This is a genomic window from Kordia sp. (assembly GCF_022447245.1).
Taxonomy (GTDB): Bacteria; Bacteroidota; Bacteroidia; order Flavobacteriales; family Flavobacteriaceae; genus Kordia.
This window is the reverse complement of the sequence record NZ_JAKVBC010000011.1, coordinates 49610-72450: the sequence shown is the minus strand read 5'-3', so window position 1 is coordinate 72450 and position 22841 is coordinate 49610. Positions and strand designations below refer to the sequence as shown.

At 32.5% G+C, this 22841-nt stretch carries 16 protein-coding genes; 7 read left to right on the top strand and 9 right to left on the bottom strand.

The genetic code is table 11. The features are described 5' to 3' along the window. Nucleotides 1-5: 5 nt before the first annotated feature. Nucleotides 6-1274, top strand: coding sequence for a glucose-1-phosphate adenylyltransferase (locus tag MK119_RS09420; protein WP_290677486.1), 1269 nt, complete (start codon nucleotides 6-8; stop codon nucleotides 1272-1274). Between the two features lie 193 nt (nucleotides 1275-1467). Here MK119_RS09420 and MK119_RS09415 read toward each other — a convergent pair whose 3' ends face one another. From MK119_RS09415 to MK119_RS09380, 8 genes are all read right to left on the bottom strand, one after another. Next, entirely contained in the window at nucleotides 1468-2952 is a 1485-nt protein-coding gene (locus MK119_RS09415) for an alpha/beta hydrolase (protein WP_290677483.1), read from the bottom strand. Between the two features lie 69 nt (nucleotides 2953-3021). Beyond that, nucleotides 3022-3582, bottom strand: coding sequence for a Crp/Fnr family transcriptional regulator (locus MK119_RS09410; protein ID WP_290677480.1), 561 nt, complete (start codon nucleotides 3580-3582; stop codon nucleotides 3022-3024). A gap of 167 nt (nucleotides 3583-3749) precedes the next feature. Then, nucleotides 3750-4163: a hypothetical protein gene (locus MK119_RS09405; protein WP_290677477.1), complete on the bottom strand. Its 414-nt coding sequence runs from the start codon at nucleotides 4161-4163 to the stop codon at nucleotides 3750-3752. A gap of 233 nt (nucleotides 4164-4396) precedes the next feature. Further along, the gene (locus MK119_RS09400) at nucleotides 4397-4780 is read right to left on the bottom strand and encodes a hypothetical protein (protein WP_290677474.1); all 384 of its coding nucleotides are present in this window, start codon (nucleotides 4778-4780) and stop codon (nucleotides 4397-4399) included. A 3-nt stretch (nucleotides 4781-4783) separates the two neighbouring features. Beyond that, nucleotides 4784-4990 carry a hypothetical protein gene (locus tag MK119_RS09395; RefSeq protein ID WP_290677471.1) on the bottom strand — a complete coding sequence of 69 codons (207 nt, stop codon included), beginning with the start codon at nucleotides 4988-4990 and terminating at the stop codon, nucleotides 4784-4786. A 458-nt stretch (nucleotides 4991-5448) separates the two neighbouring features. Further along, nucleotides 5449-5652 carry a hypothetical protein gene (locus MK119_RS09390; protein WP_290677468.1) on the bottom strand — a complete coding sequence of 68 codons (204 nt, stop codon included), beginning with the start codon at nucleotides 5650-5652 and terminating at the stop codon, nucleotides 5449-5451. A gap of 183 nt (nucleotides 5653-5835) precedes the next feature. After that, nucleotides 5836-5994, bottom strand: a complete 159-nt coding sequence (locus MK119_RS09385; RefSeq protein ID WP_290677465.1) for a hypothetical protein — start codon at nucleotides 5992-5994, stop codon at nucleotides 5836-5838. Nucleotides 5995-6352: 358 nt separating this feature from the next. Further along, nucleotides 6353-7150 carry a LamG-like jellyroll fold domain-containing protein gene (locus tag MK119_RS09380; protein WP_290677463.1) on the bottom strand — a complete coding sequence of 266 codons (798 nt, stop codon included), beginning with the start codon at nucleotides 7148-7150 and terminating at the stop codon, nucleotides 6353-6355. A 504-nt stretch (nucleotides 7151-7654) separates the two neighbouring features. Here MK119_RS09380 and MK119_RS09375 point away from each other — a divergent pair. Continuing rightward, a complete protein-coding gene (locus tag MK119_RS09375; RefSeq protein ID WP_290677460.1) occupies nucleotides 7655-10159 on the top strand; it encodes a two-component regulator propeller domain-containing protein in 2505 nt (834 codons plus the stop codon). A 108-nt stretch (nucleotides 10160-10267) separates the two neighbouring features. Beyond that, on the top strand, nucleotides 10268-13477 hold the full coding sequence (locus MK119_RS09370) for a T9SS type A sorting domain-containing protein (protein WP_290677457.1): 3210 nt from the start codon (nucleotides 10268-10270) through the stop codon (nucleotides 13475-13477). A 49-nt stretch (nucleotides 13478-13526) separates the two neighbouring features. Here MK119_RS09370 and MK119_RS09365 read toward each other — a convergent pair whose 3' ends face one another. After that, nucleotides 13527-13943, bottom strand: coding sequence for a hypothetical protein (locus MK119_RS09365; RefSeq protein WP_290677453.1), 417 nt, complete (start codon nucleotides 13941-13943; stop codon nucleotides 13527-13529). 303 nt (nucleotides 13944-14246) lie between these two features. Between MK119_RS09365 and MK119_RS09360 the strand changes: the two genes are divergently transcribed. The 4 genes from MK119_RS09360 (at nucleotide 14247) to MK119_RS09345 (ending at nucleotide 22590) form a co-directional block, all read left to right on the top strand. Next, nucleotides 14247-16184 carry an alpha-1,4-glucan--maltose-1-phosphate maltosyltransferase gene (locus tag MK119_RS09360; protein WP_290677451.1) on the top strand — a complete coding sequence of 646 codons (1938 nt, stop codon included), beginning with the start codon at nucleotides 14247-14249 and terminating at the stop codon, nucleotides 16182-16184. Between the two features lie 17 nt (nucleotides 16185-16201). Next, nucleotides 16202-17821 carry a phosphotransferase gene (locus MK119_RS09355; RefSeq protein WP_290677448.1) on the top strand — a complete coding sequence of 540 codons (1620 nt, stop codon included), beginning with the start codon at nucleotides 16202-16204 and terminating at the stop codon, nucleotides 17819-17821. Nucleotides 17822-17824: 3 nt separating this feature from the next. After that, nucleotides 17825-19732: a 1,4-alpha-glucan branching protein GlgB gene (glgB, locus tag MK119_RS09350; RefSeq protein WP_290677445.1), complete on the top strand. Its 1908-nt coding sequence runs from the start codon at nucleotides 17825-17827 to the stop codon at nucleotides 19730-19732. Nucleotides 19733-20187: 455 nt separating this feature from the next. Next, nucleotides 20188-22590 carry a glycoside hydrolase family 31 protein gene (locus MK119_RS09345; protein ID WP_290677442.1) on the top strand — a complete coding sequence of 801 codons (2403 nt, stop codon included), beginning with the start codon at nucleotides 20188-20190 and terminating at the stop codon, nucleotides 22588-22590. The last annotated feature ends 251 nt before the right edge of the window (nucleotides 22591-22841 follow it).

Sequence of the window (22841 nt, the reverse complement as noted above, 5' to 3'; positions counted from 1 at the left end):
CCACCATGATTAACAATAAAGTACTAAGTATCATTCTCGGAGGCGGACAAGGTTCAAGACTCTATCCATTAACAGAAGCACGTTCAAAACCAGCAGTTCCGATTGCTGGAAAATATAGATTGGTTGATATTCCAATTTCCAATTGTATCAATTCGGATATCAAACGTATGTATGTATTGACGCAGTTCAATTCGGCTTCCTTGAATAAGCACATATCTAATACCTACCACTTTAGTTTCTTTAGCTCAGCTTTTGTGGATGTCCTAGCAGCAGAACAAACGATTTCGAGTGACAAATGGTTTCAGGGAACAGCAGACGCGGTACGACAAAGCATGCATCACTTTCTAAAAAATGATTTTGAATATGCGCTCATCCTTTCGGGAGATCAATTATATCAGATGGATTTTAATGAAATGATCAAAAAGCATGAACAATCGGGTGCAGAAATTTCCATTGCAACCTATCCTGTAAATGCAAAAGATGCTACTTCGTTTGGAATCATGAAAACAAATGAAGAAAACGTGATTACATCGTTTATTGAAAAACCAGCGGCAGATGTATTGCCAGAATGGAAATCGGATGTAAGTAAGGAAATGAAGAAGGAAAAACGTTTGTATTTGGCGTCGATGGGAATTTATATTTTTAACAGAGACTTGTTAATCAAACTCATGGACAATCCAGATACAGTCGATTTTGGAAAAGAAATTATTCCGCAAAGCATTGACAAGCATAAAACGGTAAGTTATCAATACGAAGGTTATTGGACAGACATTGGAAATATTGATTCGTTCTTTGAAGCAAATTTAGGTTTGACAGATGATATTCCGAAATTTAACTTATACGATCAAAAGCAGCGTATCTATACCAACGCACGTATCTTGGCGACTTCCAAAATCTCAGGAACTACGCTGAATAATACCGTTATTTCTGATGGTTGTATCATTCAGGCATCCAAAATAGAACGTTCTGTGATTGGAATTCGTTCGCGTATTGGTAACGATACTGTTATTGTAAACACATATATGATGGGAAGCGATACCTATGAATCCTTGGAAGAAATTGAAGAAAAGAAAATTGATATTCTTGTAGGTGTAGGAGAGCGTTGCTATATTAAAAATGCAATCATTGATAAAAACTGTCGCATAGGCGATGATGTCAAAATTCACGGTGGGCCTGATTTAGCCGATGAAGAAACAGATACCTATTTTATCAAAGATGGCATTGTGGTGATTAAAAAAGATGCGGTGATTCCAAAAGGGACTATTATTCAATAGAATCCAGAAGTTGATACAAACGTCATTCTGAACTTGATTCTGTTTCTTATCACAAGTAAAAATCATTTTAATGAGATTCTAAATCAAGTTCAGTTTGACATCATTTATAAAATAGTATTAAAATCCTGCTTTGTAGAGTGGGATTTTTTTGTTTTCTATGGTATAGCTAATAAACGTTATTGTGAGCAGTTATTTATTCCGTTTTAAATTGTGGTCTTTTAATTTGCTCAAAACAGTTTGGATTAGGTTTCTTGGTTGGATTGTTAAAGAAATCATTAGCAGCTTGCATAGCACACGGATTACTCCAATTAGTAGTTGGGCCGTGTTTCCAACCTTTAAAAATCAGATGGTAGGAATTTGTCAGATTATTAGTCATTGAATCAGCCCATTTGACAGGTGTTAATTCATCATACTCTCCACTTATTAAAAGAACAGGTATATCGCTTCTTACAGCCTGATTCTCAACTTCAGTTACCTTTTTAACGCTCCAAATTTCACAAATTTCTTTGTCAAAAACCGCTGGAGATAATCCCTTGACTGTTCTATACTTATTTGTTTCTGTAGCGATTTTTTCTTGAGAATTAAATGGGTTTTCTTCTGCACACCATACCGATAGACGCATCCCTTTCCCAATTCCATCTCCAGGTTTTTGGAATAAATATTGTAATTGTTTTTTTACTGATGACAAATCATTATTGAGTATTTTATGTATTTCAAAAGGGATATTAGGTACACTTCCCGTAGAAGCTGAAGAGAATACATTTATCAAGTCTTTTCCTTTAAGATAAAAAGTTTCTAATTTCCCATTTTCTGGGTTTTCCACTTTTACTTTAATTGGATTGGTTGTTTTCTCTTCCAAATATGAGAGGAAGCGGCTTTTAATATTTGGAAAGGCATTATTACAATCAGGATCGATTTCGCAATCGACAAGTAGTTTGTCTAAAGACACTAAAAGGTTGTTCACACTTTCTTCATCATAATTAACTTCTAGTGGAAGTGGAGAATCCATTACTACACTTCTGATTTTATTAGGATAATCGCGCATTAAAACCTGCCCGATTTTAGTACTGTAAGATAGCGTAAGTAAATTATACTTTTCAATTCCTAATACATTTATTAAGTCGTTGATATCAGCTGCAATTTGGTTTGTTGTGTAACTATTTAAGTCAATTCCGCTTTTTTCTAATTTTTCTTTACAAGTTGTAACCGCATTTTGAAAAAGGCTATCGGTTTTGGTTACGTCAAAATTCGGAAGATTGGATTGGTAAACGGCTTTTGCCCATTCAGGACAATCTAAACTTGGCTTAGCATATTGTGTTCCTCTTTGCTCAAATAAAATAAAATCTCTATCATCAAGGTATTTGTAGTATTTCATATACTTTGATGCGCGCATAGAAGTATAACCAGGACCGCCAACAGTATATAAAATCGGGTCAGGTTTTGGATTTTTACTTCGACTTTTAAATATATATACAGGTAATTTTATTTTATTACCATTAGGTTTGTCTCTATTCTCAAGCACTTCTAAATATCCAAAAACATAGTCCTGATCCTTCGGAATGTTATGAGTAGTCTCTTTAGACTCTGTAAAAGTTGGTGTGAAATCTGTTTTAGGAATAGTATTCGAAAGAGAAAAAAAATAACTATAAATAAAAAAGGTTGTGATTATATGCTGCATACAAAACTTTATTAGGTTGAACTACTTTACAAAGTAAATACTGATAAATGATTTAAACATTCACATTTGTTAAGAAATGACTTGTTTTTTGATTCTACTTAAACTTTGCTCTGAAACTCCCAAGTATGAGGCAATGTACTTTTGGGGTACTCTTTGAATAATACTAGGACTTGTTTTCATCAATAGTTGATATTTTTCAGCCAAGTTGTATAATTGCATATTCGCTAACTTCTCTACAGTAGCTAGATAAGCTTTCTCTGCAATGATTCTGCCTAATGCTTCTAATTGATGTGATTTGTAGTAAAGGTTCAAAAGGTCTTTCTTTTGAAATTCAAGATAAACAGTATCCTCTATTGTCTTAATATAGATTTGGCTTGGTTCTTTTGTTAAAAAACTGTTGAAGTCTGTTGCAAACCAATCGGCAAAATAGAAATGATGGGTATGTTCTTTGCCATCGATAATTTTATATCCCCGAAGAAGTCCTTTTTTTAAGAACAAAATCTTATTTGTCGGTTTACTTGGATGGAATATTAATCGATTCTTTCTTACTTCTCTTTCAGTTGCAATGTTTATCAAGAGGTTATAACTTTCATCTGAAAACGCTATGTGCGACTGAATTATTTCTTTCATTTTTTTCTATGCGAAAAGCTTGTTTTAATTGTCTATGGTAGGCAGGTTTAAAGTTAGTGATTTTCTTTTCCATTACTCAGATAATATCCAATGAATTGACTAGGAGTGTATTCAAAAGCTTTTAAAGACAACTAAAAAAGAGAAAGCTTCTAAAACCTATGTTCTTTTTATTGAATATGTTTATCAATATAGTTGATACACTGATGATAGGTAAGTCTTCCTTGTGGTGAAATAGCAGCCAAACCTTTTACTTCTTTTAATTTTTTACGAATCTGTTTTCTTGTACGACCACCAAAATCTACTCGGGTTTGGTTATTTGTGCCAAATTTAACATGATCGTAATGTACATGCCAGTAAGCTCCTTGTCCAGCTAGAAACGCATTTCCGCCACCAGCCATTTGAAGGACAGGTTGTTGTGAAGAGTTTTTAGTTATGTTGTCTTGTAGTTTTCTTTGTGTAATTGCCTCAGGTCGATTGTCAACAAACTGAAAAGTAGGTTTACTTTCTTTTTGCTTTTGAGAAGTTGTGTTTGCAGCCGATTGGCTTTTATTCTTTGGTGTTTTTTTAGCATGCGTTTTCATAGGTTAGTCTCTAAGGTTTAGGTCAGTTATTTGTAAAATACAAATAGGAAAAGCTGATTTTTATAGCAACGTCTTCGTTATTCTTTATAAATATAGAATAATCTTAAACATAAAAAAAGAGGTTTCTTGCATTTTAAAACTAAAAAATGCGAATGATTTTATACGTTTTCAAAAACATATATTTCTGTATTGAGAACTTGTATAGTTGTTTTAAAACCCATCAAAAATACCGCCTAAAAGTCTCCAATACCTTCAAGAATTCCTCCAAAAATATCTCCTAAGTCTAGCCAAGAAGCGTCTATGTCTAAGTTTGGAATTTCTAACCAATCAACATTAGCGGCACTTGTGGTCAACCCATCTAACATTTCTGTTTTCATAGCTACATAATCGCACACTTTTCTTCTAGCTTGATGACAGCTGTCAAAGTCAGAATGTGAAGAAAAGATACACATTGCCCAGCAATGCATAGCATCGTAGTATTTCGACTTTTTAGAAGCTTTTTTTACTTCTTCAGGCTTGTAATATTTTTGTTTTCCATGTTCCGCTACAAGAATTTTTCCAACATCAGTAATAAATTCTTTCTTATTTTGTGGTGCAGGTGTGCAGTTTGAATTCATGCGTTATTCTTTTTCGACACCTTTCTTTTTTTTGTTCAATATATATTTATCTGTGATAGCCATAAAAAAACCAAAAAGTGAAGCGTGTATTATAAATTTCAATCCACTGAATTCTTCTCCATTAAAATAATCGAATCCAGCCATCATTACGGCGAAAATAATTCCAGAAATCACACCATATAGCAATAATTGTTTCGTTTGTAGATTCATGATTTTTTACATTTTATATTTTTACTCAGCATACATTTCAACAAAAATGGCAATGTGTATTCTCAAAGATTTCCGTTTATTTTTAAAAGTAAAACAAAGATTATAAACATACAATGCGGTTTTCCGAAAAAAAGAAAGAGTTTTAATAATTTAGCAAGAATTATGTAAATATTAAATAACCGTTTGGTCTTCTGCAACGATATGATCTGTTATATGAAATACTTCTTTTATCCATGGATGATTCAAGCTGTCTTTTCGATCTAGCATAACGTCCAATATTTCAGCGTCAGACCATTGACATTCTGAAACATCCATTAAACCAACTTGATAGTTTCGTTCATTTGTCCAAATGCGGAAAGGGAATGCATATCGTTACGAAGGGTTTGATACAGAACTTAATATTAATCATGATTGAAATTTCTTCCAACCATGATTAATTAAAAATTGGTATTTAAAGCTTATTCTGCGCAATGTATAACTGAGCCTGTACATGTTCTACGGTCTGTATATCTACAATTTTGGTTGTATGTTTTTGCACAACACATTGAATTACCGTGAGAACCACATGGTCCACCAGAAATTCCTCCATTGATTTCAGTAATTTCAAAGTTTGAAATTGTTTTCTTTTTTAATGTTAATGATTTTAAAATTTGTTTTTTCATAATTTATGATTTGATAATTAATTTGAATTTGAGGTAATCTTATCAAAGACTGATTTTTAAATGTATTACTTTCTAGCTTGCTATATAATCTTAGAGAAGAAATGAAAATAAAGTTTCTTTTCAGATATTACTGTGATTATATATGAGAGCAATATGAAAATTTAACACACTTCATTTTTCAATCTATTTGCTATACAACTCTTCTAAAAAACTAGCTTCTTCATTTGGGTCAGTAATTGGAGTTTCTCTATTGGCTTCATTTTCTGTAGATGTAGTTCCTCCACAGATTCTTTCTTGTAAATTGTTATCTATTTTAGTTAACTTTAATGTTTTGAATTTCATTTTCTTATATTTTTTTAGTTAATATTAATAATTACTTGAATTCATGTTTTCTTCTTCAAGATTTTTAGAACCTACATAAGGATCTGTAATTGGAGTTTCTCAAGTGGTTTTCCTTTCTGTTTTTGTAGTACCTCCTAATAGTTTTCTTTCTAAATGATGGTTCATTTGGAATACTTTCAATGTTTTAAGTTTCATAACTTTTTGGTTTTAAATTAATAATAGAAAATTGAATTTGTACTTGTTGTTATACAAGCACAGATGTTGATATAAAGTGTAAGGACATAGGAATCAAAATACTGATGTAAAGCTAGTATGTGTTTTTTTAAAAAGTAAAATTGAAGAAATACCTGTTTCGCAATTAAATTATTGATAAACTAGTAACATTTGTATAGTCATAATTTGTAGGTGAAAAAATTTGACTGATTTCTTCTGTAGATAATGCTTTTTCATAGATATAAATATCATCTATTCCTCCTGAGAAGGGACGTATACCATTTTTTGAGTTCCCAATATAAAAATTAGCATTGTTGTGAATACTTCTTAAAGTTCTTACATCTAACTCTGATGTCAGTGAAGCATTGGTGTAAAGTAATGTTTTTTGAGTATCAGCATTGTAAAGAAAGGGAACTTGTGTCCAAGAATCATTTGAGTTTAAAGAAGTTTCAATACTATTATTCGTAGTGCCATCATAAACAACACCAACAATATTTGAATCTTGTACAATTAAAGAAAATGGATATGCTTCACTACCAATTCCATTCCTCTTTTCAATAAGTTGTGCAGAGGTAAATATACTAAAAGGAGTCGTCGTTTTATAACAAATGACAATAGAATAGGACATATTATTAAAACCGATATTTATTGCGTCTGAATTTTCAAAGATTAGCATCGTGTCTTCAGTTCCATCAAGCATAATTGCATGATTACTTACAAACCTATCAGTTGTATACATAATACCGCCTTGACTAGTATGATTTATATTTTCTCCGTGATTACTAAATAGATTTCCATTGAATTCAAACGAAAATAAAAGCCCTTCAGGTGGTATCGTATTTAACATTTCATTTTGTGAATTCTCAGTATTGTCATCGCAAGAAAAACTCGATAATGTATAGAAGATGATTATGATTAAAATTTTAAAAAAGAACAATTTCATAATTACAGTTTTAGTTTTGATTTTGTGAATGATATGATTTCTAAAAGTGAATGCTTTTTTGGTTTGGTTGATTTGTAACTTTTAGACAAAATGATGGTTCAAAGAAATCTAATAACTCACAAAAAATAAAATACTATGAATGACCTTTTATAAAAGCGCAACGCGATGTGATGAACGTATTAATTTTAGTGATGAAAAGGTATTTTTGTCACCTCAAAAATTTTCTTTAAAGAAACAATTGTGAAGTTTGAGGTGTTTTATAGTATATGATATTATTTTTTAAAGAATAATGCGAAAAAATAATAAGGATAATAAAATTCAAATATTGTATAATTTCTTGTTTTGATTTGTCTTCAATCGCAGTTAATACGGCTAAAAGTGATAAACGTATTTAAAATAGTGACGAACGGAAAAAGCTTGAGTGTTATATTATTTTATGTTGTTCTTAATAATAATACTTTTGTTATATAATTTTTATATATGTTGTTTCACAAAAATTTTTGTTTGGTATTGCTACTAATTTTTTACTGTTTTTTAAGCAAAGCACAATCGTATGTATACCAAAATTTTTCTATAGATGATGGATTGCCTAGTTCTGAAGTATACGACGTATATCAAGATAAATTAGGATATGTATGGTTTGCCACGGACAAAGGTCTTTCACGTTACAATGGATATGAGTTTAAAAATTATACCGTGGAAGATGGCTTACCTGGAAATACAATATTGAAATTCTATCCTCAGAAGAATGGACAGGTTTGGTGTTATGATTTTCACTCACAAAAGTTGTTTTATTTTAATGAAATATTTGATGGGTTTTATTCTTATGAACATAATGATATTTTAAAAAAACAACTTTACAAGTCAAGTATTATCAAAAGTGTTAGGATCACAGAAGGCAAACTACATATAGGTGGATATAGAGTAAATGGGTTAATTGTTATTGATAAAAATGGTAATTTAAATAGTAAGTATGTAGGAACAGATGTAAAACCCATCAAAACATTCGGTATAGAAAAAGGCACCTTTTTTAGTACACAATACCTTCTTACGGACACAGATTTACATTCTATAAAAAGAATATTACCAGCCCATAATATACATGGTTTTTTAGTCAATGATCATATACATGTATTCATGGCAAATCATGAAGTTTATATACAGAATAATCAAACTAATTATTTGATAAAAACAAAGAAAAGTCCCATTGGTATTAAACAAACAAAGCAAGGGAGTTTATTTGTTGGCTATCGACATGGGGGAGCTAAATTATATGATTTTCAAGGCAACTTGTTAAATACGTTCTTACCCAATAAATCTGTTTCAAATTTTTTAATAGACCATGAAGGTGGCTATTGGTTTACGACGATCAATTCAGGGGTATTTTATGTTAAGAATATTGGAATTAAAAATTATACAACTTCAAAAATAACTTCATTGACAAAGAATAAGGATAACGACTTATTTATTGGTTTTTATAATGGAAATATCGCAAGAAAAAAACATCATATAATTGAAAACTTATACACCTCAAAATTAAAGTTCCCATCTACTGCGGTAGAATATGATATGAATACAGATAGAGTTTATGGACTCTCGGATAATAAAATAATGGATGTATTAACAAAAGAGGTTTTTGTAGCATTATATGCTAATAATTTATCTTTTACTAAACACAAAAGGGCATTTGCGTTTAATCGATCAGTAATATTCAATATTCATGATAGTACTGAAATACCAGTAAATATTGTTCCTTCTATTCAAGATTTAGTCTGGTTTAAAGATAAAATGTTATTGGCCACTTCTGAAGGTTTATTTGTAAAAAAACAAGATTCAATACTCAAAATTAAAAGTGAATCAGAAAAGCTTAATGTTCGATTAGACAATATCGCTGTTAATGAAAAAACTAACACAGCCTATATAGCTTCACAAGGTTTAGGAGTGATAGTGTACAGCGATACGATTTTTAATATTTCAAAAAAGAATGGACTTACATCGAATTCAATTAACGAAGTATATGTGGAAAATGATTCTGTAGTTTGGGCTTGTACCAATTCAGGATTAAACAAAATAATATTTCATAAAGATGCTACAAGCTCTATTATAACACTTACAAAGGATGATGGTTTAGTAAGTAATGAAATAGAAGATGTCGAAATAGTGTCCGATACTATTTGGATAGGAACAGCTAAAGGACTCTGCTTTTTTCCAAGCAGAATAGTTGAACAAAAAGAAGTAATGGGAGTAGACTATATAAGTTTAAACTCATTAAGCGTGAAAGGAAAACGAAAAGATAGCAACAATCGATTAAGGCTTTCCTATGGGGAAAATGATATTAGCTTTCGTTTGCAAGCTATATCCTTTAAACATTCTGAAGATGTAGTGTATAAATATCGATTGAAAGAGATTGATCAAAGTTGGAAAGAAACTAAAAATAGAACCATTACATTTCCTTCTTTAGAACCAGGACGATACACTTTTGAAGCTAAAGCTTGTTTATTTAATAATTGTAATGATAAAGTTATAACAAAAGAATTTATCATTATTCCTCCATTTTGGCAAACAAGTTGGTTTTATCTTATTTGTGTTTTGTTGTGTATTGGTTTGGTATATATTTTCTTTAAAATAAGAGTTTTAACCTACAATAAAGATGTTACAAGAGAACTAATTCGTTTGATGATAAAATATCTAAAACGCAATGAAAAAAATCTCTTAGTACGCTCTAATGGTCAGGATATTAAAATAGGTACCCACAAAATACTATATGTAAAATCACAAGGTAATTATTTAGATATCGTAACAAAAGATCAAACATTTACTATACGCTGTAAGATAAGTGATTTTGTAAATAAAACTCCTGACCCGTTAGAGTATTTGAGAATTCACAAATCTTATATTATTAGAATAGATCAAGTGTCAGCAAAAGGAAGAAATTGGGTAGTAATCAATGAAGAAAATATTGGAGTAGGAAAAACGTACTTAGCAGAGCTTAAGAACATAAAATTGTAAACTTCCTTTCGTCACTATTTTGATATCCTTTGTCACAAACCCAATGAATAACTGAGTTTTTGCATTGTTGCTGAATATTTTTGAGCATCACAATTTACTAAACTTTGCATGATGATAAAAAAAATACTTTTAGCTATTACAGTTTTACCAACCCTACTTTTTTCCCAAAATACGTTTGTCCCTGATGATAATTTTGAACAAGCCCTAATTGATTTAGGCTATGATTCAGGAACGTTGGATAATAATGTCCCCACTGTAAATATAAATGGTATTACTGATTTAGATGTAAGTAATAAAAATATAAGTGACTTAACAGGTATTGCCGATTTTATAGCACTAGAAACTGTAACCATTTCAGGAAACCCCATAACAACAGTTGATTTTACAAGTAATAGTAATTTATTGTTTTTGTATGCTGATTTTTGTGATTTGGAAAGTGTTGATATAACAGGATTGACAAATTTAGAAGAAGTATATCTTACGTTTAATGATTTGTTGAGTTTAGATGTAAGTACAAATACATCACTCACAAAATTACATTGTTTTTCAAATGATATTACCAGTCTTAATGTAAATAATAACGCATTACTGGAGCTAGCTTGCTCTGGAAATAATTTAACAACACTAGATGTATCGACTGCAACGGCATTACAAATATTACAAATTAATGGAAATCAACTTGCTGAAATTGATTTAAGTAACAATTCTGCCCTTTTCTTTTTAAATGTAATTGGAAATCCAATAGAAGGATTAGACTTGAGTAATAATCTAATGTTAGAGACATTATATCTAAATTTAAATGTATCTAATCTTACCACAATAGAACATTTAGATTTAAGTAATAATACACTCTTAGAAAGGTTATATGCCCAGAATGTTACAAATTTAAAAACCTTGAATCTAAAAAATGGAAACAATAACGCCATTACCACATTTTTTGTAACTGGAACTCCAAATCTTAGTTGTATTGAAGTAGATGATGCAACATATAGCACAACTAATTGGACTGCAGTAGATGCAACTGTAAGTTTTAACACAGATTGTAGTTATCCATACACATATGTACCTGATAATAATTTTGAACAAGCATTAATTGATTTAGGCTACGATTCAGGAGTTTTAGATGATTATGTGCTGACATCAAATATAAGTGGAATTACCAACTTAGATATCAGTAATAAAGGAATTGAAGACATAACAGGAATTGAAGACTTTGCCATGTTGACAAGTTTAAATTGTCAAAACAATCAAATTGCAACGGTAGATGTAAGTATGAATACTCAGCTAGAAACTTTAATCCTCTGGCAAAATTCATTAAACACTGTGGATTTAAGTGCTAATACCAATCTAACTTACTTAGATATTGATGAAAATAATTTGACAGTACTTGATGTGAGTGCCAATACACTTTTGACTGAATTATATTGTAATTATAACCAATTGACAAGTTTAGATGTCAGTGCTAATACACAACTTCAAATACTTCAAGGCGCGTTCAATCAAATCTCTAGTATAAACACAAGTAACCTTACAAATCTTACTACTTTAGTAACGTATGAAAATCAATTATCAAGTATTGACGTAAGTACAAATACAGGTTTAGAAATTTTATCAATTGGAGATAATCTTTTAACAACGATCGATATTTCAAACAATACTTTACTAAAAGAATTCTATGCAAGTTATAATCAATTAAATACCGTAAATACAAGCACTAATATTCTTTTAGAAAGGTTTGAAGCAGGTTATAATCAAATAACAAACTTAGATTTTACTTCAAATACCTTGCTTTATCGAATCGCGGTTCCAAGTAATTCATTAGCAGGATTAAATCTATCAAACAATACACAATTAACAGTGTTGTCTATACATTCTAACAATGTAATATACTTAGATTTAAGTAATAATATCTTGCTCGACCAATTATATTGTAGTAATAACAATTTAGCAGGGCTCAATGTGCAAAATGGAAATAATATAAATTTTCAGTTTTTCTTTGCAGGTTCTAATCCAAATCTAACATGCATTCAAGTAGATGATCCTAGTTGGAGTAATACAAATTGGACAAATATTGATCCTGCTTCTAATTTTAATACTAGTTGTGCTACTCCAGAACTTACTTATGCTCCAGATGATAATTTTGAGCAGGCACTTATTAATTTAGGGTACGATTATGGTCCTCTAGATGATTATGTATACAAAGAAGCAATAGAATTTCTTATATATTTAGATGTTTCAGGTCACAATATAACAGACCTTACGGGAATAGAAGATTTTGGGATGCTTGAAATTTTGGACTTTCACAATAATAGTGTTGTTACAGTAAATTTAGATAATAATATCATGTTAGAAAGGGTCTATGCAAATAACAATCAACTCGCTACTTTAGATGTTGATGGATTGGTATTTTTGAATACGCTTGATGTGAGTAACAATGTACTTACCAATATAAACACAAATAACAACTTACAGCTCACACATTTTTATTGTAACAACAACCAATTGAATAGTTTTTATTTAGGAGAAAATGTGTTGTTATATCACTTTGAATGCAGAGATAATTTGATTACAGAAATAGATTTTTTTGCAAATTCTAACATATTCCATGTCGATTTTAGAAATAATTTGGTAAATACAATTAACTTGAATGGTTTAACATCTTTACGTATACTTATTGGAACGAGTAATTCCTTAACTACTATAGATTTAAATGCGGCTACAGCACTTAATTTCTTATATCTAGGAGAAAATATGCTTACAACCCTGAACACAGCAAATATGCCAAACTTATGGGTTTTAGATGTGCATGACAATCAAATAGCAACGCTAGATGTTTCAAACAATCAAAATTTAGTTCAATTTAGTGCAGCAAATAATAATTTGAGTGAACTTAACATTCAAAATGGCAACAATACAAATATGACATTTTTTAATGTATTAAACAACTCGAATCCAAACTGTATTTTAGTAGATGATGCCAATTGGAGCAATGCTAACTGGCCAGACAAAGATGCAACGGCTACATATGTAAATAATCAAATGGAGTGTAATTTACTAAGTGTAGAAAATACCGAAATGTCTAATCAATTGACTTTGTTCCCAAATCCTAGTAATACTTTTACAAATATCAATTTTTTTGAGAATCATGAAAAAGTAGGAGTGTACATGTATGATGCTTTAGGAAAGCAAGTTTTTACATCTAATTATTATAATGTGAGCACAATAGAGTTAAGTTTAAGTGATTATAAAAAAGGAATTTACTATATAAAAATAGTAACTAAAAATAAACAAGAAACATTTAAATTATTGATTAATTGATTAAGAAGACTTACCCTTTTTCGGACAGTTCTAAATTAAACAAAATAGATTACAAAGGGGCTGTAGTACTCAAAGCAGCCCATTCTTTTACAGTTTTAAAATGATCTTCACAAGGATAATCACCTTTAGGTTGAAACATCCAAGGAATACCACCATTGTCCGTAGTAATACTTTCAAAATATGGCATTAAGTCGTTTAGAATTAATTCAGGAGTAAGATAACCGACTTCGTCCAAAGTTTCCAATGCCATAATACTAAACAACGGTTGACTTTCAGGAGAAGCAGTATCAGGTTCCATTCCGTGACCAAATCCTCCATCTGTATTTCTATAAGCATATACAGCATGATATACACCTTCTGCATTTCCGTTGCCAAAATAAAAATCAAACAAGCGACGTTCAATCATTCGGGCATTCATCAATATAAAATCTCTGGCTTTTTGGAATTGTTTTCTGGAAAGTTTCATGATTCAGTTTTTGTATACGAACTTTAAGGCATAGAAAAGTAATTACAGCACAAACTTTTTTTAAAATTATTAGCGATAAAAGCAGATTATTTATTATCAATTTAGCCTAAAAAGAAACTTAAAGTAAAGTTGATGAAAACGGTGATTTCTATCAAAAAAAGCCAAATTAATGTTATTGTTTCATTTATTAATTGTTACGCAATCGTTGTAGTTTAATAATCAGTAAGATAATCGCTTTTGAAGTAGGGAAATTGCTTTTAAATTTACTAATTTCGAAATCTAAAACGCTAATTATTTCGAAAAATGCAAAACCAAAAACGTGTCGTTATTGATCATATTTCTCCACAACTAAATGGCGGTGAATTTTTTATAAAACGAATCGTAAACGAAATCGTAACTGTCAATGCGCATGTCTTAGTAGATGGACATGATGTGATTGCGGCTTCTGTAGTTTACAAACATGAAAAGGAACGTACTTGGAAGGAGGTACGCATGGAAGATACAGGAAATGACGAGTGGAAAGCTTCTTTTGTTGTAGAAAAGCAAGGTTTCTATACCTATAAAGTTCAAGGTTGGGTTGATGATGCATTGAATTGGCAACATGGTGCAGAACGAAAAATTGATGACAATCAGTATATTAGTTCAGAATTGTTAGAAGGAGCCGATTTATTAAAACCATTACTTAAAAAAGTAACCAAAACGGAAAAAGAGTATTTAAGTGAATGTATAGAAGCATTTCAAGATGCATCACAATATGAAAAAGCGATTGTAGAAGCCAAAAGTGTACGCTTGTGCGAAATCTTCTTAAGATATCCTGAAAAGCATTTAGTCAATACTTCACATGATTTAAAAGTATATGTAGATCGTAAAAAAGCCACATTCAGTACTTGGTATGAGTTCTTTCCACGTTCTAGCTCAGAAACGGAAGGAAAACACGGAACGTTCAAAGATTGCGAACGTTTATTGCCACGTATTGCAAACATGGGATTTGATACTTTATATTTTCCTCCAATTCACCCAATTGGAGAAGTCAACCGCAAAGGGAAAAACAATACCACAGAAGCCAAAAAAGGCGATGTAGGTTCTGCGTGGGGAATTGGATCTCAGTATGGTGGACACAAAGATGTACATCCAGAGTTGGGAACGATGGACGATTTTAAAACTTTAGTTGCCAAAGCGAAAGAACACGGAATTGAAATCGCAATGGATTATGCCTTACAAGCAGCGCCCGATCATCCTTGGGTAACATCGCATCGCGATTGGTTCAAATGGCGTCCAGATGGAACGGTACAATATGCCGAAAATCCACCGAAAAAATACCAAGATATTCTCCCAATCTATTGGGAAAGTGAAGACTATAAAAATCTATGGAATGAGTGTTTAGATATTCTCATGGTTTGGATTGATTGTGGTGTGCGCGTATTTCGTGTAGACAATCCACACACAAAACCATATTACTTTTGGAATTGGATTATTGCGGAAGTAAAAAAGAAGTTTCCAGACGTCATCTTTCTCGCAGAAGCATTTACCAAGCCAAAAGTAATGCAGCAATTGGCAAAACAAGGCTATACACAATCATACACCTACTTTACCTGGAGAAATAACAAGCATGAGCTGATTGAGTATGTAACAGAATTGACTCAGACAGATCAAAAGGAATACATGCGACCAAACTTTTGGCCAAACACTCCAGACATTAATCCGTATCACTTACAAGGTGCCAATGAATCAAAGTACATTCAGCGCTACGCATTAGCCGCCACTTTGAGTTCAAACATCGGAATTTACGGGCCAGTATTTGAGCAAATGATCGATCATGCGATTCCTGGAAAGGAAGAATACTACATGTCAGAGAAATTTCAAGTTTGTCATTACGATTGGTTCAAAGAAAACAAATTAACAACACTTATTTCTCGCATCAATCAAATTCGTCACGAACATCAAGCGTTGCAACAAACCAACAATATCAAATTCTGTCACATAGAAAATGACAACCTCATTGGGTTTTACAAATGGAATCAAGATCGTTCTAGCGAAATCTTAGTTGTGATTAGTCTAGATCAATACTATATGCAGCAAGGAACATTACAATTGCCCTTACAGGATTTAGGAATTCAACACGGACACAAAGTAGAAGTGCACGATTTGGTGACAGGAAACAGTTACAACTGGTATGATGAATGGAACTATGTAGAATTGCATCCAACATTGCCATTCCACATTTTTGAGATAAGAAAATAGTTATAAAACTTGCTACCATGACTAAAAAGACCACCAAAAACAAAACGCAATATAATTTTAACGATGCTTGGGAAGACTTGTTAGAAAACAAAAACTTTGTCAAAGCATTTCTTTCAGATGTATTGGAAGATTATATTATTAAAAAGCGTTGGTATGGAGGAAAAGCAAGCAAACTAAAATATATAGAACTCTCTGAATACTTTAGAATTCAACAGCATGGAGAAGTGTATTATGGTCTAATATTAGAAGTCAATTTTGTAGAAGCGTTCTATCAGCATTACTTTTTACCGATTGCCTTTGTATCGGATGAAAGTTTTGCCAAAGAAGATCGAATTTTGCCAATCAGTATCAAAAACCAAGAAGGTTTTATCATTGATGCCATCAACTTAGAAGCCTTTCGGAAATTGGTTTTTGAGCGCATTCATACGGCAGTTCCAAACGATCAAACACGTGTGCAATATCATAAAAGCTTGCAATTCAATGACGAGTACCAATCGTCAAGTTTTATGGGCTTAGAACAAAGCAACACTTCCATTGTATATAATGAACGTTATGTGTTAAAATTCTTCCGAAGAATCTATGCGAATAAAAATCCTGACTATGAAATGAGTCGGTTTTTATCTGAAAAGAAACAATACAAAAATACACCAGCATATTTAGGAAGTTTGAGTATTGTAGATTTTGACAAGGAAAATATTACGATCGGACTCATGCAAGAAATGGTTCCTAATCAAGGCGATGCTTGGGATTATATGTTGAAAGAACTACACAAAGTATTTCTAAATCTAGAAGCAAAAAATATAAACATTCCACAACTACCCGAAACGGAATTGTTTGAACGTTTAAGCATTCGCGATGTATCTCCGAGAATTATTGATTGGGTGGGATTGAATCTATTTTTAAAGGTTCAAAAACTGGCAGAACGCACCGCTGAAATGCACATTGCTTTGGGAAGCGAATTTGAAGAAACAGCCTTTACACCAACACATTTTAATGGAGACTACACAGTTTGGTTGAAAAACAGATTGTTGTATCAATTCCAAAATCGTCTGAATACTGTGGAAAACAATCTCCACAAACTAGAAGGTTTGTCATTAGAATTAGCAAATGAGTTTTTAGATAATAAAAATAGCATTCGTAAACGTTTGGTCAATTTTGACTGGACAAAGTTAAAAGGTGAACGCATCCGAGTTCATGGCGATTATCATTTAGGACAAATTTTGGTGAAAGACGACGATTTCTACATTCTCGATTTTGAAGGAGAACCAGAAAGTACCATTCGTGATCGTAAAGTCAAACAACCGCCTTTAAAAGACGTGGCAGGATTGTTCCGAAGTTTCCACTATGCAATTTATGCTACAATTTTTAATCATAAAGAAGAATACAAACACAATCAAGAAGAATTGTTTGAAGCAGGAGAAATTCTATATACATACTTCATAGGCGTATTCTTAAAAACATACATCACAAAAATTCAAGCTGCCAATTTGAACATTGGTTACAGTCAAGAACGCATCTTTTTACTAAAATATTCATTGCTCGAAAAAGCGATATATGAACTTGGATACGAACTCAATTCTCGACCACTTTGGGCAGTCATTCCGCTAAAAGGAATCACAAACATTATCAATCACTAATTTATGGAAAAAGTAGTTCCACATAGTTTATTCTCGGACTTTGATATCAATTTATTCAAAGCAGGAAAACATTACAAATTATATGAAAAATTTGGTTCACATATCCTAACCGTTGATGGTGTGGAAGGAACCTATTTTGCAGTTTGGGCGCCAAGTGCAAAAACGGTGTCTGTGATTGGTGATTTTAACTTTTGGATAGAAGGTGAGCATCAACTCAACGTGCGTTGGGATTCAAGTGGAGTTTGGGAAGGGTTCATTCCGAATGTTGGAAAAGGAAGCACGTACAAGTACAAAATACAAAGTCATCACAACGATATCAAAACGGAAAAAGCAGATCCGTATGCACGTCGCTGTGAACATCCGCCAAAAACCGCTTCAATTGTTTGGGATGCAGGTCATGATTGGAAAGATGAAGATTGGATGGCAAAACGTAAAAAGCACAATGCGTTGGATGCACCATTTTCTGTATACGAAGTACATTTGGGGTCGTGGAAACGAAAGCTAGAAGAAAATAAATTCTTAACCTATACAGAATTGTCAGATGAATTGGTGGCGTATGTAAAAGAAATGAATTTTACACACGTCGAATTGATGCCCGTAATGGAATATCCGTACGATCCAAGTTGGGGTTATCAATTGGTAGGCTATTTTGCTCCAACGTCACGATTTGGCTATCCAGAAGAATTTAAGTTATTGGTGGATAAATTACATCAAAACGACATCGGAATTATTTTGGATTGGGTTCCATCGCACTTTCCAGAAGATGCACATGGACTTGGTTTCTTTGATGGTACAAACTTATATGAGCATCCAGATAAGCGAAAAGGCTATCATCCTGATTGGAAAAGTTTGATATTTAATTATGGTCGAAATGAAGTCAAATCGTTCCTAATTAGTAATGCTATTTTTTGGCTTGAACAATATCATGCCGATGGTTTACGAGTAGATGCAGTAGCTTCCATGTTATTTTTAGATTACTCTAGAAACGAAGGTGAATGGGAACCAAATCAATTTGGCGGACGTGAAAATCTAGAAGCCATAGCATTTATGCGTGAAATGAATGAAGCCATTTACCAAATGTTTCCCGATGTGCAAACCATTGCCGAAGAATCAACTTCGTTTCCAATGGTATCGCGTCCAGCATCTATTGGCGGACTTGGTTTTGGAATGAAATGGATGATGGGTTGGATGCATGACACCTTGCAATACTTTGCTAAAGAACCTATTTACCGTAGACATCATCAAAACGATTTAACCTTTAGTATGACCTATGCGTTTACGGAAAACTTTATGTTACCCTTGTCGCATGATGAAGTTGTATATGGAAAGAAATCTATTTTGGGAAGAATGCCAGGCGATGAATGGCAACGCTTCGCAAACTTACGTTTATTGTACAGTTATATGTTTACGCATCCAGGAACAAACTTACTATTTCAAGGAGCAGAATTTGGACAGAGTGAAGAATGGAACTTTCAACAAAGTCTCGATTGGCATATATTAGAATATGATGTACACAAAGGAGTTCAAACCTTAATCAAAGACTTGAATGCTCTCTACAAAGTAGAACCAGCATTACACGAAAAACAGTTTACTGCAGATGGTTTTGAGTGGATTGATTACAACGATACCGAAAACTCCGTATTGATCTACATGCGCAAAGGCAAAAAACCAGAAAATGATTTGATCATTGCGTGTAATATGACGCCAATTCCACGAGAAAACTATCGTATCGGATTGCCAAGAAAAGGAATTTTACAAGAAATCTTCAACAGTGATCTACAGCAATATGCAGGAACTAATGATTTTGTCAATACAAAAGTTACTTCTGATCAACTCGATTGGCAATTCAGAAATCACTCTACAGAAATCAAAATTCCACCATTAGGAATGGTTATTTTGAAGTATGTTTAGGTTTTTAAACATGTTAGATACGTCTTTGAGAGAAGCATAGTGACGTAGTAATCTGTTTATTTAGTTAAAGAACGTAATGAAGCAATCTATACCTTCAAATTACAAATTTACTGTATGCTAAACAGATTGCCGTGCCGTATATTCTTTTGAATTAGTACCAAAAAAATAAATGATAGTTAACGTGATTATTAAATCGTAAAATCTTTCAGTCATTCCATCAAAAAAAACCTAAAAACAAAGAATTGCGAAAACGACAAAATTTGTGGTCTAAAAATCATAATTCAACAAAAAAACGTATTCAAAAACCCACTCATCTATCAGGTTTTTATTTGGAGCGGAGTCGAAATAAAAAAATAATACATTACGATAACGTTATCGTTAATAAGTAGCTGATTCAAAGCTTTTAATTGTCTAAACTTTTGTGTTTTTTTACATAATATCTTAAAAATTGCAAGATGATTGTAAACACAGAATTAGAACACAAAGGGAATTTATTTCCATCCAAAATAATAGACTTTAGCAAAGACGTCGATACCTTGTATTTTAAGGCAGAAAATGATGTGGTATTGCAATTGCGAATTGTACGCGATAGTGTATTGCGTTTTCGATATACAACTACAGGAACATTTGAAAATGATTTTTCCTATGCCATTACAAAATATGCAAGTACAGGTTACAATCATTTAGAAATAGAAGAAGACCAAGAAAAATATAGTATCACGACATCCAAACTAATTTGTCATATTGCAAAAGCAAACATGCGTGTGCGATTGTATGATGTAAAAGACAATGTTCTAATTAATGAAGACGAACTTGGTTTCCATTGGGAAGAAAGTTATGAGTACGGGGGAAACATTGTAAAAATGAGCAAGACAGTCAACGAACGCGAAAGTTATTTTGGATTAGGTGACAAGCCAGATCATTTAAATCTCAAAGGAAAACGTTTCCAAAATTGGGTAACCGATTCATACGCATACGGAAAACACACCGATCCAATATACAAAGCAATTCCTTTTTACACAGGATTACATCATAACAAAGCCTACGGAATCTTTTTTGACAATACCTTTAGAAGTTATTTTGACTTTGCGCATGAGCGTAGAAATGTAACAAGCTTTTGGGCACAAGGAGGTGAAATGAATTATTACTTCTTTTATGGTCCAAAAATGCAAGATGTCGTTGAAAGCTATACGGATTTAACTGGAAAACCACATCAATTACCACCATTATGGGCATTAGGCTATCATCAATGTAAATGGAGTTACTATCCAGAAAGTGAAGTCAAAGAAATCACACAGAAATTTAGAGACTTAAAAATTCCATGTGATGCCATTTATTTAGATATTGATTATATGGATGGTTTCCGTTGTTTTACTTGGAACAAAAACCACTTTCCAGATCCGAAACGAATGGTGAAAGAATTGGCAGATGACGGTTTTAAAACTGTTGCTATTATCGATCCGGGAATCAAAATTGACAAAGAATACAATGTTTTTAAAGAAGCATTAGAAAAAGATTATTTCTGTAAACGTGCCGATGGTCCTTATATGAAAGGTAAAGTGTGGCCAGGCGAATGTTACTTCCCAGATTTTACACGTGCAGAAGTGCGCGATTGGTGGTCAGGATTGTTTAAAGAACTGATTGAAGAAGTAGGAATCAAAGGTGTTTGGAACGATATGAATGAACCTGCGGTGATGGAAGTTCCAAACAAAACATTCCCAGATGATGTAAGACATGATTATGATGGGAATCCATGCAGTCACCGAAAAGCACACAATGTATACGGAATGCAAATGGCGCGTGCAACCTATCAAGGTTTAAAGAAATTTAACTATCCAAAACGTCCATTTGTTATAACACGAGCAGCGTACTCTGGAACGCAACGTTATACCTCAACTTGGACAGGTGACAATGTGGCAACTTGGGAACACTTATGGATTGCTAATGTACAAGCACAACGAATGGCAATGTCTGGTTTTTCTTTTGTAGGAAGTGATATTGGTGGATTTGCAGAACAACCACAAGGAGAATTATTTACGCGTTGGATTCAACTTGGAATCTTTCATCCGTTTTGTAGAGTGCATTCTTCTGGAGATCATGGCGATCAAGAACCATGGGCATTTGATGAAGATGTAACCGATGTTGTACGTAAGTTTGTGGAACTACGTTATCAATTATTACCTTATTTGTACACAGCATTTTGGAATTTGGTAGATCACGGAACGCCATTATTAAAATCGCTTGTCATGTTTGATCAAGAAGATCATCAAACGCATTACCGAACAGATGAATTTGTTTTTGGAGATAAAATATTAGTCTGCCCAATTCAAGAACCAAACAGCAAAGGTCGTAGAATGTATATTCCACGTGGACAATGGTATAATTTCTGGACAGACGAATTGGTAGAAGGAGGAAAAGAAAAATGGGTAGATGCCGAAATTGATAGCATGCCAATTTTTGTAAAAGCAGGAGCCGTTATTCCTAAATATCCTGTACAACAATATGTTGGCGAGAAAGAAATCTCAGAAGTTACCTTAGATATATACTATACCGAGGGAAAAGAGCGTTCGCAACTCTTTGATGATGCGCATGATGGTTACGATTACACAAAAGGACGTTACAGTCTAAGAACCTTCAAGTTGACAGGAAAGCCAAAAGAACTCATTCTGCAACAGCACAAACAGGGAAAGTACATTACAGAGTATGAAAACTTCAAAATGAACATTCACGGATTGCCGTTTGAAGTTAAAGAAATACAAATAGACAATGAAACGGTTTCACTATCAGAGGTCAAAAAAGACAGTGGAGGAGCTATGATTGTAGACAAGAATTTCTCTGAGATTCATATCATTGGATAATATAAAAATAGTAATTGTTGAATTGAAATTGAGAGTCAATATGTGTATAGTATTGGCTCTTTTTTGTATTAGAAGAAGTCATTGCGACAATTTTGTAAAAATTTGTGGCAATCTGTGGTTTCAAATACAGTTTTATTTGATACGAACAGATTACTTCGTCATGCTTCCTCGCAAGAACCTTTCAAACTCAAACCGCTATTTCAAGTAATTTTCAAATGAAAAGAAGAAAATTATATCGAGAGGTAACATGA

What these genes read in the sequence shown, in the direction of transcription:
- MK119_RS09345 (WP_290677442.1), top strand. Translation starts at nt 20,188, where the DNA reads ATGATTGTAAACACAGAATTAGAACACAAAGGGAATTTATTTCCATCC.
- glgB (WP_290677445.1), top strand. Translation starts at nt 17,825, where the DNA reads ATGGAAAAAGTAGTTCCACATAGTTTATTCTCGGACTTTGATATCAAT.
- MK119_RS09395 (WP_290677471.1), bottom strand. Translation starts at nt 4,990, where the DNA reads ATGAATCTACAAACGAAACAATTATTGCTATATGGTGTGATTTCTGGA.
- MK119_RS09360 (WP_290677451.1), top strand. Translation starts at nt 14,247, where the DNA reads ATGCAAAACCAAAAACGTGTCGTTATTGATCATATTTCTCCACAACTA.
- MK119_RS09415 (WP_290677483.1), bottom strand. Translation starts at nt 2,952, where the DNA reads ATGCAGCATATAATCACAACCTTTTTTATTTATAGTTATTTTTTTTCT.
- MK119_RS09405 (WP_290677477.1), bottom strand. Translation starts at nt 4,163, where the DNA reads ATGAAAACGCATGCTAAAAAAACACCAAAGAATAAAAGCCAATCGGCT.
- MK119_RS09390 (WP_290677468.1), bottom strand. Translation starts at nt 5,652, where the DNA reads ATGAAAAAACAAATTTTAAAATCATTAACATTAAAAAAGAAAACAATT.
- MK119_RS09410 (WP_290677480.1), bottom strand. Translation starts at nt 3,582, where the DNA reads ATGAAAGAAATAATTCAGTCGCACATAGCGTTTTCAGATGAAAGTTAT.
- MK119_RS09400 (WP_290677474.1), bottom strand. Translation starts at nt 4,780, where the DNA reads ATGAATTCAAACTGCACACCTGCACCACAAAATAAGAAAGAATTTATT.
- MK119_RS09420 (WP_290677486.1), top strand. Translation starts at nt 6, where the DNA reads ATGATTAACAATAAAGTACTAAGTATCATTCTCGGAGGCGGACAAGGT.
- MK119_RS09355 (WP_290677448.1), top strand. Translation starts at nt 16,202, where the DNA reads ATGACTAAAAAGACCACCAAAAACAAAACGCAATATAATTTTAACGAT.
- MK119_RS09365 (WP_290677453.1), bottom strand. Translation starts at nt 13,943, where the DNA reads ATGAAACTTTCCAGAAAACAATTCCAAAAAGCCAGAGATTTTATATTG.
- MK119_RS09370 (WP_290677457.1), top strand. Translation starts at nt 10,268, where the DNA reads ATGATGATAAAAAAAATACTTTTAGCTATTACAGTTTTACCAACCCTA.
- MK119_RS09385 (WP_290677465.1), bottom strand. Translation starts at nt 5,994, where the DNA reads ATGAAATTCAAAACATTAAAGTTAACTAAAATAGATAACAATTTACAA.
- MK119_RS09380 (WP_290677463.1), bottom strand. Translation starts at nt 7,150, where the DNA reads ATGAAATTGTTCTTTTTTAAAATTTTAATCATAATCATCTTCTATACA.